Genomic DNA, 13,869 nt, shown 5'->3' on the forward strand with positions numbered 1-13,869 from the left:
TCGTTTTATAATCTTATATAAAAAAAAGAAACAGATCTAAAAAGACTGTCTCTTGTAAAATTCCAATCCATCATTATACTTTACCCTTTTGATCAAAAATGAAACATGAAATATAAATATTTTTTATAAAATATATTTCGTTTCCTAGAAAATCCATTATGGTAACTAGAATTGTATAGGATATACATGAATCTAGAGCCCCTTTTTATCCTAACATTCTAGGTTCTTTTGCAAGATAAAGTGTTATCTTTTACATACATTTCATAATGCCCGTTTATGTAACTAGATACTTTTAAATTAAGTAAAAGAGCCTTGAGGTTGATTGTTTCTTCAGTATCTAATCCGCACTCTTTTGCTAGCCCTTCAATTTCGCCTTTACTAATTTGTATGTTATTTTCCAAATCGGTTACTGTCTCTCTACTGTATTGGAAAGGAACTTCATCTACAACTTCTGTAATTAGTTGATCCTGTCCTTCATATTCTAATCTCCCTTTGGCTGCAGAGTGTTTTCCAATTAATACAGCCTGTTCTTTTATATCCGATAATAGAATCATCAATCTAATTCGTTGATTCACAAGAATACGTTGTTTATCAAAAATAGAGATAATTTTAGTTTGATAATCATCCATAGTCAGGTGAAGTTGATACTTTGCTTCTCTTATTACTTCTTCCCTATTTTTAATAAGTATCATATTTAAATCCTCTGTCCCTCCGTATTATATATAACTTTATTATAACAAACTAAAAAGGGAACATCATTCCCTATAATCAACTCAGCAATCTACCGATCAATTCTGCAAAAAATTAACATTCACAATATTTATATGAAAAATCATTTCTTTATTAAAAGATTTACTTGGCTTTACGGCTCTAAGGAAAGAAACTAAGTCTGCCTTTTCTTATGTAAGAGTGTTCCCCTCGGTTAGGAGAAACTTTTAATAAAATTTCACCACGTAGTGATGAGGTTAAATAAATGATCACATGAATGTTTCCTCTAATACTAACATTCATGTGATCAATTTCCCAATATCTTTTATATAAACTAAAAAGAAGTCAATTGCCATCTGGCTAGGTACCTTAGGTAGAGTTTTTTATTCCCATATTTATTATTTCTTTATTTCATTTTAAAGATTAAAAGTCTATTTACATAAAAAAAGAGAAAAACAATTTAATTTGAGAGATAAACCGTTTTCCCTAATAAATAGATAGCCTATTTTATCTCAAGATCTTATTTCGTTTATATTTAAGTGCTTTTTTGAGAAGTACTATCTGATGATATAATTCATTTTTAATAGCTAAATCTTTACACCTATTGTAATCTGCAATTAAACCTTTCATCTCTCTATAGAATAGATACCGTTCATAATTATCCAGCATGTCCTCCCCTCCTGATGTTATTTCTTTTATATTACCCGTTCGACACATACTGACACTTATTTTCCAGTAAAAAGCATTATGTTAACTGGCTTTGTATATGGTATTCATTGATTTCTCTCACTTTCTAATATGGTAAAATGTAATTATAAGGAAAAAGGAGCGTGGTTTTATGCAAATACTTTTAAAGTATTTTTCAAATGGTATTCGTTTTTTACTTTTTTACTTTTGTACACTTTTCTTGTTATCCATTATTTTCGTAATCTTTGATTACACTCAAGTGACTTCAAAACCAATAGTCTTCGGCCAGGAATTATTTAATATTCAAGTAGAGGGAAATCATTTTGTTTCAGAAGGAACAGTGTTTGGTGCATTGTCAGCCTTTACTGCGGGCCTTGTTATTTACTTTTTGTTTCTCTCCGTTTTTAAGAGAAAAAGTCAACAAGTGTAAAAAAACTCATTGTACTTTTGCAAAATGGCTCCAACTGAGAGTTAAAAAAAACTCATATTGTCATATTATTTATCCTTATATTTTTTCCGAGAATGTGGATTACGTTAACTAACTTTGTATACGATACTCATATCTAATTTTATGTAAATCAGTAAAGAAACGGTGATATAATTATTAAGACAAACTTTATTAGGAGAATTTAATTTGAAAACCTATATAACCAGAGTAATTTCCAGTTTAATTGTTATTTTAATAATCTTTATTATTGCAGATTTGTTTGATATAGAATGGCTTCAAGGAAGTACTATTCGTATTCTCCTTATCTTTCCTGTTACTTTTGTTACTAGTTGGATAATTTCTTATATCCAACAAAAAAGACGTCTTAATTGAACGTCTTTTTTTGATTACGGTAATTGGTTTTATGTTGACTGAGGATGTGTATCATATACATCTAAAAAAGAAAAACCCACCTGATTTGTCAGAGGTGGGTTTTTCTTTTAGCTAAATATTAAGGGTGTAATTGCTTGTTACTTACATATCATTTAATATTTTTGTAGATATTTATTATAACCTATCAAATCATTTTGAGAAAGCAGAAAATGAAAACGGTTACTAGATATTGAAACTAAAAGGTGTCTTTTCTATTTCATACCGATAAAATTCGTTATGAGAACTTAACATGTATAAAATATACGAACACAGACAGTAAGATAATACAGAATGGAATACATGTATAAAGTGAGGAAGTATCTCTTATTTCCATTAATGTTGGTAAGTGTTCTTTTAAGAAGTTATAGCAAAAAAAAACGCCCCTTATTTGGTGCGTACTCTATTATCATTATAAAACATAACCTAAAAACAGTCTACAATTTCATTTTTTTTTATATTATAGTTTGATTATTGAATTCAGTAAGGCCCATGGGTACATTTAAAATTGAAAGGAAAATTTCTATGATACACAAACATGTTCCTGTTTTAATAGTAGGTGGCGGTCTTAGTGGACTTACCTCTGCTCTCTTTTTGGCACGTCATAACGTTGATTATTTACTCATTGAAAAACACACTGGTACAGCTATCCATCCAAAAGCCGGAGGGATTACGTTTCGTACGATGGAACTATTTCGACAACTTGGATTGGAGGCAGCTATCCGTACTGCTAGCGAACCATTAGATAATATTCGCGGAAGGATTGCTGTAGAGACAATCAAAAGCATAGACCCTGAGAAATTAGAAACGGCGGAGAACTCCCAAAAAGCTCTTGAGAAAGAGAGAATAGAAAATTTTGAAAAGGTGAGCCCTTCAAAGCCAGCATCATGCTATCAAATCGAACTAGAACCTATCCTTCTGCAAGCTACTAAAGAGGGAAAAGGGCATATACGCTATAATACCGAACTTATAGAGTATCACCAAGACGATTTAGGAGTAACAGCCACTATAATAAATCGAGAGACAGGAAAGAAAGAAAAGATTCGAAGTGATTATTTAGTTGCGGCAGATGGTGCTAAAAGCACAATTCGTCAACATACAAAAATTCCAACTACAGGAAGAGGAGTCATCGGCGGACATTACATTAACATCTATTTTCAGGCTGATCTAAGTCGCTTTCTAAAAGCTAGCCAGTTTGGCTGGATTCAAATTCTAAATCCAGAAGTATTTGGTGCGCTCATCACCGTTAACAATTGCGATGAATGGATTTACCACGTGGCCTATAATCCCTCAAATGGAGAAAGTCCGGAGGATTTTTCTAAAGAGCGATGCTGTGAGATTATAAAAAAAGCTATAGGAGTTTCAAATCTTGATATTGTTATCTTCAGTATTTTACCTTGGGCAGCTGCAGAACAGACAGCTACTCGTTTTCAAGATAATCGAGTCTTTCTAATTGGAGACGCAGCGCATCTCATGCCACCTGCCGGAGGGTTTGGTTCGAATACAGGTATTCAAGATGCTCATAATTTAGCTTGGAAGTTGGCTGCAGTGATACACAAACAAGCCCATCCACGATTGCTCCAAACTTATCATGATGAGAGACACTATGCTGCAGAAGTAACAACGAAATATGCCAGTGATTTGTTATTTAGTGTTATAGAGAAAGGTGTAAGCACCCTCAATAGTATGGACCATCTTGCAGTTACTGTAGGATATAAATATAACTCAACAGCCATTATCAAGGAAAACTTCGATACACCACATAGAATGGATCAATTAGAACTAAACGGAAGACCGGGTACACGTGCTCCGCATATGTGGTTGAAGTATCAAGATAAGCGTATATCTACCTTAGATTTAATAGGTGAAAATTTCGTCTTATTTACGGGAGAAGATAATAGCCTTTGGCGCACTGCTGCCCGAAATATATCTTCTCACTTAGGTGTCCCTATTAATGTTTATAGTATCGGTTCACAAGGGGACTGTGTCGAGTCTGAGGATAGCTGGGAAGCATTGTACGATGTTACCTCTCAAGGAGCTGTATTGATAAGATCAGACGGTTTTGTAGCATGGCGTACAAAAGAGAGAGTATCAAATCATTATCAAATACTTAAACAGGTCATGACCAGCATACTATGGCAAATAAACTAATACGCCTGATTTAAAATAGGTTAAAATTCTTATATGTAATAAATAGGTAATAAATATTAAAGAGATTGTAGGATAGTTAATAATGAGGGGGAATTATGCAACGATACTTTGCAATCGTATCTTTATTTCTAATGATGATAATGGTTATAATTCGTGCTAAACAGTTGAAAAAGAAAGGAATTAAAGTTTTTAAATTTGGTGAGCTAGATAAAAAAGATTTCTTTATTATCCCATTTGCAGTACTGTTTTTTTATCTTATTTTCTCTAGTGTTTTTGATTTGCCAAAACTAGGTACTAAACTATTTAGCAATGAAGTCTTTAGTTGGATAGGTGTAGTTTTATGCACGATGGGTTTAGTATTATTCTCGTTGAGCATAATTTCATTTGGAAAAAGTTTTAGAGTTGGAATTGATGAAGAAAAACCAGGTGAACTTATAACAACAGGTGTTTTTGCAATTAGCCGTAATCCCATTTACACAGCTTTTGGGTTTGTTTTGATAGGAACATTCTTAATTTTACCAAACTGGATATTATTATTGTACGTATTTGCTGGAGTTTGGCTTTTTAATCGTCAGGTTCAACTTGAAGAAAAGTCCTTGAAAAAGATTTACGGTGAAGAATACGAAGCATACTGTAAAAAAGTTCGTAAATATATTTAGTACTAGTTTGTGTTGAAAAAGGATACGTCTTTCATTCATATTAAAAGTAAAAATGGAAGATTAACATAGCCAAAAGGGTGCGTTAATTTAAGATAAGAATATTTGGGGATTAGAAAGTTTGAAAATAATAAGGCAAGTCAAACCCTAATTCTTCTACTTAGTGTAGATAAATCAGGGTTTGATTTCAAAAAAAGTGTCTCAACGTTATATTGTAAATCCGTATTTTCCGAGCCCTATCTCTAAAATAAAAATCAATCTTATTTCTTTCAAAATCAATAGTAGGTTTATATGTTGCAGATCCAATAAAGCTACATCTTCATAAAGGATATTCTGGATTTGGTGGAATACCAGGGTATATTACGATAACCGTCTATCCAAATAGCTATAATATCCCTAGACTTCCGGCTGTTATTGCTCATGAGTTTCATCATAATATTCGTTTTTCTTATTTTGATTGGGATCATGGAAACGTCACAGTAGGTGATTATTTAGTAATAGAGGGTTTAGCTGAATCTTTTGCAAAAGAATTATATGGTGTAGAGCAGCTAGGCCCTTGGGTGACGAGTATGGACAAGGAAGACCTAGAGTACTCTATTTATGTAATCGGAGAAGCTTTAAACACAAAAGGTTTTGCTGAAGTTAGCAGTTATATGTTTGGTGATGAAATTGCTAAACAGGAAGGATATCAACCAGTAGGCTTATCCTTTTGCGCTGGATATGCTGTAGGTTATGAAGTTGTCCAAGCCTTTTTGAAAAATACTGACAGTAATATTTATGAAGCATCGCTTCTTTCTACAAAGGAGATTATACATGGTTCTGATCTATTCTAAAAAAGTGGGAGAGAAGTATTATAATACTTCTCTCCCACTTTTTTTATTCCTGTAATGCCTCTTTAATAATCTCGATGATAATCTGAGGTTGATCAACGTGAAGTAGATGTCCTGCCTCTTTAACAATAATATGTTTACTCTTCGTTGATAAACGTGTTAAATCACGTTGAAATAGATTCCATGCAGCAAAAGATTCCGTTGTGTGATAAGACTGTAGGCCAGCGCTCACAACTGTAAGAGGTACGTCTCCTAATGATTTAACTTCACTTATTTGTTCAAAGCTTTTTTCAATGTCATCTATAGAACCTTCGATTGAAAACTGGTTAAAATAAATAGACCTCATTTCTTCAGTGAATAATGGGGGCATAATTTTGTTTTGATCTTCATGGCAGGAATCTAAAAGAATAATTCCTGCTATTTCTTCAGGATATTTACTAGCATATAATCTTACATTAGCTCCTCCAAGTGAATGACCTACAAGTACATATGGTGGTTTGATGTTGGCCTTTTGTAAGAGCATATGTAAATTTTCAATGGACTGTTTACTGTCTTTTGGTCTATTATCTTGTTCACTTTCTCCTAAACCTGCTCTATCGTAGATAAAAAACTGTGCGAATTCTGAAATTCCCTCTTTTATTGGTCCCCAGTAATCAGAAGTACATCCATATCCAGATTCAAATACAATAGTTAAGTTTTCATTTTGCTTTTCGAAGAATTCGTAATAAAGTTTAATACCATCAATATCTTGCATAGTTTTTGATTTAATAATTTCTTTCATGCAACAACCTCCAAATATATCCATATCATCTTTAAGTATAAGATAAATGCAAGAATAAGAGATACTTTTTATTTGAAAGTTCCTATAAGCAACATTATTTTAACTAAGTATGTATGAAGTATACATACGTTATTATCGGGGTTCTGTTATATAATGACTCTGTCTTTCTCTCTGGCTAATATAATCCTCAAACGTAGCATTCTGGACTACAGTTGCAGTATGTATAAGTCTTAACTACAGGTAAACGCATGAAAAAAACCATCTTAACCGATGGTCTCTTTCGTAAATTTATGGTTATAGGTTTTCGACTTAGCTTCGGTTGCTAAAAACAGCTCGGCTAGTTTTCTATATACCCGCGTTTAGTCGAGTATAAACAAGTTTTCAAAAAAAGAGACGCCTCTGCAGCCCCCTCCTTTTTTGGATTGAACCTGCAGTTTGTAAAAATCGGGGAAATTTAATTTCCTAGCTTTTTAGAGTTTCTATTGCTTGTTTAACCGTTGCGTAGGTTCTAATAGATGAGAAATCAATTCCATTTTTAACAACAGCTTGGGCAAGTTCAGGCCGTATACCAGTCATCATGACCTCAATACCTTGCAAGCGAAGAACACTGTAGATATCAAAGAGATAATGTTCAGCTATAGTGTCTATATTTAAGATGCCTGAGAAATCAACAATTAGATACTCTACCTTCATTTCAAGAATTTTTAAGATAACATTCTCCAAGATATATTCAGCTCTTTCTGAATCAATAGAGCCAATTAGTGGGAGAACGGCAATTTTATCTTGAATGGGCACTACAGGAACAGATAGTTTCAACACCTCTTGTTGTGCCTTTTTAACCATTTCATCTTTCACTTGTTCAAACACTAGAAGCGTTTCGTTGATACTTATATCCAACAAATAGTTAAATCGTTTATTAATAAATACAACTTCTTCTGAAGAAAGTCCATGCTTTATACTTATTTCAGTAAGGCGATCGATAAAGACCAGGCGGGTAGGAGGATAGCGTGTAATAATAATAGAAATTCTCTCCCCTTGAGATGCTGTACACTTACCATTGGTCCTACTCCATTCAACAAGCCCTTCAGGCACGTTGTTTTCACTGCTAAGGAGACTTTCACCTAAAAACCGAATAAATTCAGTATAGACGATAATTGCTTGTTCAAGTTCCTCCTTTAGAGCCTTAAAGTTAGGACTCTGAGAAATTTCTTGAACAATTTCATTTGCTAACATTTCTGCGTTATTATCTAAGTACTTAGCAACGCCTATAATTCCTTTCAATAATTGTCACTCCCTCATCTTCTTATTCATGAATGCATTTAGGTAGTCATTTTATCTCGTGCTTTCTCTGTTTTATTGTTTTAAACACTAATAAGTAGATCTTGTATCGCCTTTTGTAAACTGGATTTTATAGTCAAACTACTAAAATCAATACCAATACTTATAACGGTCTGTGCAACTTCCGGACGAATTCCTGTTAAGACTGTTTCTACACCGAGAAGCTTTAACGAGTCTATCACTTTAAAAATTCGATCTGCTACCATGGTATCTATAATATAAACACCCGATAAATCTACTATTAAACGGTGAAGCTGTAGTCTATTCGCTGACTTCAACGTTTCCTCCATTAGATAATTGGCTCTTTCTGTATCTATATTTCCAATGAGAGGCAAAATAGCCATCCCTTTGGCTAAAGGAACGACTGGAACCGATAATTCAAGAAATGCACTTTGCGCACGTTCAAGTGTTATTTGATAGAAATGCACATAACTTAAACTAAAAGAATAAGCAGCATGATCAAGCAGGGGATCAATAATTCCACCTACTTCAAATACAGTATCTATTGATAGATGGTTTTTCTTTATTACTTCCTTCAATTTCTTCCATAAGAAAGTTCGATAATATCCTGTATCTTTTAACGCTTCATCCAACGGCACTTTCAGATTGCAAAACATTTCCCCGGTTTCTTTTCCCCATTGTGTAAATTTTTGGAGGGCCGTCTCTTCATCAAGATGATCCTTAAGAACTTCACCAAATAGACTTATAAAGTGAGCTCGGATATTAATAAGTTCCACTTCAAAAGGAGCCAATTGTTTTTTTTCTTCTTCCGTAAGATCAATTATTCTATTTTCATGTACTTCATTAGCGATTTCAAATCTATATTCTAAAATTTTATCCCCTAAAAATCCTATTTCATCTTTCATAATTTCCTCCGAAAAGCCTGTTGAGACTATTAACTAATTTTTTATATTAATTATACCACCACATGTCAAAATACTTGTTTTTTTGTTAATTTATTAGTATAAAGTTCTCTACTCTCGCCTTTATTACTTATCATATAATATGTTAAAAATGGAAAAATATCCAAGTCTAATTAACCTTCTACAATATGAACAATTCAGTAAATAGAACTTTTTCATATTATAAACATCATAAGAATATAGACGTTAAGCTAATGCCCTCTTACGATTTGGATGGTTTACTCAGTATATTAAAGGAAATTTAACGTCAGAATATGTAAAATTATCGCAAATAAATACACCTTATTACTCTATAGTCATTTGGTATTTTTTGCTAAAATAATACTGAGGTGAACTATGAAAACAATTAATTCTATATCTAGTTCCAAACAATTTGATAAGGGCCATGTCTTTTACCGTTATGAAAACAACCAATTTTACATAAATAATTTAATGAGTTTTATTAAGAATGGGTTAGAGGGTAAACAACGTATATTGATAATTGAGAGTATGAGGACACTTCCTCAACTAAAAGCTAATATTGATAAAGAGTTTAATCATCAACAACAAGAAGCTATTCGTTTAGTTAATAATTTTGATTATTACTTGGCAAGTGGTGATTTTCACACCAAAACCATTCTTACTCATTTTCAAGAAGATTTGTCTATGTTGAAAATGAAAAATACGCCAATAAGAACATGGGCTCACGTAGAATGGGCTTCAGAGGAACCAGATGTTCTTTTGTTAGAAGAATTTGAATCAACTGCTGATAATTTTGTTAAAGAGGAAGGTATGATTTCAGTTTGTGCCTATGCTGCTGAGTCTTTATCTTCTACTTTGGATACTACTTTGCAGCAATTACATCAATACATTATGACAGATGATAAGTTTTTTATCTCTCCTCTTTATAATAGGTAATTAAAAGTATGGCTATGAATCTACATATTCATGGCTTTTTTGATTCCAATATCATTTTTTGTTTTTAGCAGTTGAAAAACGTGGTATAATTAGATACTTAAATTTAGTTGCATATGTTTTTCGCCCTCTATTGTCCTCATTGTAGAGGGTTTTTATATTTATCTTGTGTATGACGAATGCAATATAGTTAGGGACTATGTATATATATAGTAAAAAAGATATATATATAAAATATATGTTTTAAGGTTAAAGATATAAAGAATCTTATTTAAAAATGATATTTTTGGGAGGTAGGAGGTATCTGAAATTGATTAGTGCATCTAGATTTAAAATGCAAATTTACAGCCCTAAATGGGGACAAAATGACATTTATCAGTTTATGAAAACAAAAAATGGTTGGAAGTTCGAAAACTATAGATGTAAGGGTGAAGTAGATAAAGGTGGTAATCCGTTATTCTATAAGGCACTTGCTGCCGAATCTATTTCCTATTCTGATTATGTAGAGGGCTATATTTCCACTGCTTGGGGAAAAGTTGACACGTTAAATAAAGAACAAGCTCAGATTATTTTTGATAGACTATCCAAATGGATATCAGCTAATGAAAATAATCTCAATTCTCCCCTTCTAATGATATCCTGCTAATAGGATATCAATTTTTACATATTCTTATTTAACTAACTAAACTGGATCCGTGTTTTCAAATAAACATATTAATCATTTTTTAATAAAAATAAAGCCGAATTCTTACTATATAGGATTTAGCTTTTTATAACATGCAGTATAAAAAAAAGGGCCTTCAACCGAAGATCCTTTTTTTACTAACTTCTATAAGGTTTATTTTCTGTTTGGCTACGTTCACATTGTATTAAACAACATGTTTCCATACTTTGCATTCAATAAAATATCCCACATAGTAAGCAGCTAATTTTATACAAATAAGGAATTTGCTTTTGATAGTTAGGCCATTTACTGAAAGAAAATAATCTCTCTTTTCCTCATCCACCATTTTTCGATGACTCCGAACAAAAGAGAGCATATGTATATTTGAACAAAAAAAACATTTTTCTAACTGATTCCGGCTTTTTTTTGGTTCTTATAAAATCCATTATGTTAAGTAGAAAAATTGTCTATTTTTCCGCAAGATACATAATAAATAACTAACAGCCTCTTCGTATTAGTTGAACAACGAAATTATATAGATTTTTTCAAACTACTTATTGTATTTCATTTAACATAGTTCCGAGCTTGTTAATGGTTTTCCAATTGCGAGATGTTCCTGGAACACCTACCTTCTGAAGTTGAGCAGAAATCTTAGAATGCCGAATACTTTGTTGCAAATATAAATAAATCTCTCTGCTCCTTATGCAACATTGCTCCATCTCGCTTTTATATTCGAGTAAATGATTTATGCATTCCTTAGAAGGTTCTTCAGCTAACAACGATATATGTACACTCTCCCCTTCCGATAACGAGTTAACTGGATAAGGGCAATTGTTAATAATTTGTTCCCATTCTGAAGCTGTTCTTAAGATAATAATGACAGAAAAACCGAAAGCCCTTCTAATCTCTTGCTCCATTTGTTCTTCTAATTGTTCTGCATTTCTTTCAGAATGAAATATTACATTTCCACTTTGAATGTAGGTTTTGACTTTATCTAATCCCATGTTTGTTAATACGTCCTTTAATTCTTGCATCTTTATTAATTTGTGTCCACCTACGTTAATGCCCCGTAATAAAGCAATATAAATAGTTATTTTTGGCACCTCTTTTGTTTTATTTCATTATTTTACTTTAACATCTTAATCGTTTCTTAATTCTCTAAGTAGTTGGAAAATTTGACCTCTATGATGAGATTCATGTTCAATCAAATGGTAAACAACCCACTCAGGTGTAACGTCGTAATGTTCAAGTATCCTTGGTTTACGCCAGTCTGTTAAGTCCATTGAACAAAAGTGGGAAAGAAATGCTTCTCGTACCTTATGAAGGCGGTAAAAATGCTCTTCTAAGCTTTGTCCCTCAATGTGGGCTAAAAAGCCATCTTCAGAACGAACTGCTAATGAAAACAAAGAACGTATTTCGGGATCCCATTCGGTAACAAGGACCTCTTCATATAACCAATCTGCCTCAATCAATGCAATATGATACAATAGTGTACTAATCGTTTGTCTTTCATCAATTTTTGTATCGAGCATACGCTGGCTGATTCCATTTAATTGTGTTAGAAGCGTACGGCGAACATCTTCTAAACACCCCAGCCATCGGCCAATTTCTTCTTTATATTCTGGTAATGAAAATACCATTAAAGCTCTTTTTTTCAACGAGATCCCCCTCCTCTTAAATATAATGAATATTAGGTTGGATAGTATTGCACATGGCGTAGGCGGAGCCAGTACAAGACGAAAATAGCTTATCATATAAAATATTTTGTTAATTTGTATGTGTAAGAGATTGCTAGTGAGGCAATAATCAAAAATAGGAACTTGCATAAAGGAGGCCAAACTATTGAGCGAATATAAACAGGTTTTCTCTACGTTTATTAATGAAGGAAGATTTGATTTACATTCATACCTTACCTATTTATTTATCAATGAATGTCAGGAAGATGTAGTAGATCAGTTAGAACAGGGACATGTAAATCAATAAATTTATAAATAAGAAAAAGTGAAAGGGTAAATAATAATGAATGCAAAAATCGTGTAGGTGACTTTATCTTTCTGAACAGAAGGAATAGGTCGTCTATTGGTGTTAAGCGTTTATCGTTTTATATTGCTTGTCATTCCAATTGAAAATTTCTTAAATCCAAAAGATTCATAATATGATTCTAAATTTTCTACACACAAAAGTTGAGGTATAACTCGATTTTGTTCACAATGTTGAATTATTCGATTTAACATTTCTTTGCCGATACCCTTGGTTTGATAATTCGGCAGCACACTGACTCCGCAAATAATTCCAATAACCACACCATCTGATATAACCCGCCCCATACCCACCATTTTTTTTCATTGAAAGCATAAATTGCATACCAGCTTTGATTGCACATTTGTTCCAATTCATGGACTGTTAATTTGAGTGAATTCCATCCTAAAAAATCATATAAGTTTTGTAATTGCGAAAAATCCTCAGGGGGTTCTAATGTATATTGGATAGTTCCCATTTAAGCACCTCCTAATTTATTATATTTTTACAGATTAATATCAACATGTTTTTTTAATTCTTCTTAGTTCATTCATCATTGTAAGTCTAAAAACCTTCTGATCTTCAAAAACCTGGTCCCAAAATGAAAATGAGCGCTTATTCTTGTTCCAGGATAGCGCCCGATTGTTTAAGAACCTTCTTTATAATACTTGTGGAATAAGAACTAATTTGTCGTCACTTAGTGTAAATAGTAAAACTTTAATAATATATAAAGTACTTTATCATTTACCTATTAAATTATAGGAATTATGATTAAGTTATATTTTTTTATGAGTAGAATCAATTACAATATTTATTTTTAAATTTTTTATATATAAGAACAGTTTATAAAAGAACAACATCTTTGTTTTTATTTAACTAATAATAAAAAAAGAAAAAAGCAATCAAATAATTATAGTCTAATTTGATTGCTTTTTTGCATTAATTTACTTGTTGTTAAGTAGCGTCTCACCGCCACTGAAATGATTGATGCTTATCTCTTCAATCATTACTTGTACAACTTTTATAGGTATTCTTTTGAATCCTTTTTACTTTTTTTACCGGCGAAGTTTGTCCTAATTACACCAATGATAATCATAATTCCACCAATTAAGTGATAAAAATGAAACACCTCGTTTAAGAATAAAACACCGGCAATAATGGTAATTAGCGTAGCAACGTTACTGAAAACACTCATTTGAGCTGCTGCTATTTTAGACAAAGCATAGTTTGAAAGGTATGAGGTCCCAAGTGATGACAATATCCCTAGATATAAAATAGCTAATAAAAATTTTATGTTTGAAAATGGTTGAAAAAACTCTCCTGTTGTTCCTTCAATCAATCACATGGTTTCTAATTGCTATA

The 13,869-nt window shown here is 32.3% G+C and carries 13 protein-coding genes and 2 pseudogenes; 7 read left to right on the forward strand and 8 right to left on the reverse strand.

Annotation, left to right across the window (positions count from 1 at the left end):
* Positions 1-218 precede the first annotated feature (218 nt).
* A complete protein-coding gene (locus SB717_RS00880) occupies positions 219-692 on the reverse strand; it encodes a hypothetical protein (RefSeq protein WP_098622273.1) in 474 nt (157 codons plus the stop codon).
* 854 nt (positions 693-1,546) lie between these two features.
* Here SB717_RS00880 and SB717_RS00885 point away from each other — a divergent pair.
* The 4 genes and pseudogenes from SB717_RS00885 to SB717_RS00900 form a co-directional block, all read left to right on the forward strand.
* Entirely contained in the window at positions 1,547-1,825 is a 279-nt protein-coding gene (locus SB717_RS00885) for a hypothetical protein (protein WP_098622272.1), read from the forward strand.
* 951 nt (positions 1,826-2,776) lie between these two features.
* Entirely contained in the window at positions 2,777-4,402 is a 1,626-nt protein-coding gene (locus tag SB717_RS00890) for an FAD-dependent monooxygenase (RefSeq protein WP_074684438.1), read from the forward strand.
* Between the two features lie 95 nt (positions 4,403-4,497).
* Positions 4,498-5,061, forward strand: a complete 564-nt coding sequence (locus tag SB717_RS00895) for a methyltransferase family protein (RefSeq protein WP_074684439.1) — start codon at positions 4,498-4,500, stop codon at positions 5,059-5,061.
* Between the two features lie 281 nt (positions 5,062-5,342).
* Positions 5,343-5,891 (forward strand): annotated as a pseudogene (locus SB717_RS00900) (DUF2268 domain-containing putative Zn-dependent protease); the annotation flags it as partial.
* Positions 5,892-5,934: 43 nt separating this feature from the next.
* On the opposite strand, the gene SB717_RS00905 reads toward SB717_RS00900, so the two are convergent.
* The 3 genes from SB717_RS00905 to SB717_RS00915 form a co-directional block, all read right to left on the reverse strand.
* On the reverse strand, positions 5,935-6,669 hold the full coding sequence (locus SB717_RS00905) for an alpha/beta fold hydrolase (RefSeq protein WP_410903004.1): 735 nt from the start codon (positions 6,667-6,669) through the stop codon (positions 5,935-5,937).
* A gap of 462 nt (positions 6,670-7,131) precedes the next feature.
* On the reverse strand, positions 7,132-7,950 hold the full coding sequence (locus SB717_RS00910; RefSeq protein ID WP_098621335.1) for an STAS domain-containing protein: 819 nt from the start codon (positions 7,948-7,950) through the stop codon (positions 7,132-7,134).
* Between the two features lie 80 nt (positions 7,951-8,030).
* A complete protein-coding gene (locus SB717_RS00915) occupies positions 8,031-8,873 on the reverse strand; it encodes an STAS domain-containing protein (protein WP_098621336.1) in 843 nt (280 codons plus the stop codon).
* Between the two features lie 393 nt (positions 8,874-9,266).
* Between SB717_RS00915 and SB717_RS00920 the strand changes: the two genes are divergently transcribed.
* Positions 9,267-9,827: an MEDS domain-containing protein gene (locus tag SB717_RS00920; protein WP_074678032.1), complete on the forward strand. Its 561-nt coding sequence runs from the start codon at positions 9,267-9,269 to the stop codon at positions 9,825-9,827.
* A 307-nt stretch (positions 9,828-10,134) separates the two neighbouring features.
* Positions 10,135-10,470, forward strand: a complete 336-nt coding sequence (locus SB717_RS00925; protein WP_410903005.1) for a hypothetical protein — start codon at positions 10,135-10,137, stop codon at positions 10,468-10,470.
* 572 nt (positions 10,471-11,042) lie between these two features.
* Here SB717_RS00925 and SB717_RS00930 read toward each other — a convergent pair.
* Together SB717_RS00930 and SB717_RS00935 are read right to left on the reverse strand one after the other, a co-directional pair.
* Positions 11,043-11,582, reverse strand: coding sequence for a DUF1697 domain-containing protein (locus tag SB717_RS00930; RefSeq protein WP_410903432.1), 540 nt, complete (start codon positions 11,580-11,582; stop codon positions 11,043-11,045).
* A gap of 45 nt (positions 11,583-11,627) precedes the next feature.
* A complete protein-coding gene (locus SB717_RS00935) occupies positions 11,628-12,146 on the reverse strand; it encodes a DinB family protein (RefSeq protein ID WP_410903006.1) in 519 nt (172 codons plus the stop codon).
* Positions 12,147-12,330: 184 nt separating this feature from the next.
* Between SB717_RS00935 and SB717_RS00940 the strand changes: the two genes are divergently transcribed.
* The gene (locus tag SB717_RS00940; RefSeq protein WP_410903007.1) at positions 12,331-12,471 is read left to right on the forward strand and encodes a hypothetical protein; all 141 of its coding nucleotides are present in this window, start codon (positions 12,331-12,333) and stop codon (positions 12,469-12,471) included.
* 110 nt (positions 12,472-12,581) lie between these two features.
* Here SB717_RS00940 and SB717_RS00945 read toward each other — a convergent pair.
* Together SB717_RS00945 and SB717_RS00950 are read right to left on the reverse strand one after the other, a co-directional pair.
* A pseudogene (locus SB717_RS00945) lies at positions 12,582-12,985 on the reverse strand (GNAT family N-acetyltransferase).
* Between the two features lie 543 nt (positions 12,986-13,528).
* The gene (locus SB717_RS00950) at positions 13,529-13,846 is read right to left on the reverse strand and encodes an EamA family transporter (protein WP_410903008.1); all 318 of its coding nucleotides are present in this window, start codon (positions 13,844-13,846) and stop codon (positions 13,529-13,531) included.
* Between the last annotated feature and the right edge of the window lie 23 nt (positions 13,847-13,869).

Source organism: Priestia sp. SIMBA_032, assembly GCF_046535215.1.
Lineage (GTDB): Bacteria > Bacillota > Bacilli > Bacillales > Bacillaceae_H > Priestia > Priestia aryabhattai.